The sequence below is a fragment of the Microbacterium sp. KNMS genome, assembly GCF_053851835.1.
Genome location: NZ_JBSQBP010000207.1, coordinates 1 through 236 on the forward strand (window position 1 = coordinate 1; position 236 = coordinate 236).

Here is a 236-nt window from a genome sequence, read left to right on the forward strand (position 1 = left end):
GGTTAAATTAATCAAATCATTTTTCTTTTCAGCTATCTGATTTTCTAATTTTTCAATTTCTCGTTCTAAATCTTTTTTGTCTTTATACTCGTTCACGTCTTTATATTCATTCGTGCCAACTAACTTTCTTTCAATGCCACGTTTTTGTAAAAGATCAGCAACCAAATCAACTTCTTTTTCTCGCCAATCGTTAAACGGTCTTTGCTTATTCAATGTTTTATCTTGTTGAATAATCG

At 30.1% G+C, this 236-nt stretch carries 1 protein-coding gene; it reads right to left on the reverse strand.

The window, feature by feature from the left end; genetic code table 11:
* Positions 1 to 236: hypothetical protein (locus ACWXWW_RS18360; protein WP_455971484.1), on the reverse strand; the 236-nt coding region annotated here is incomplete at both ends.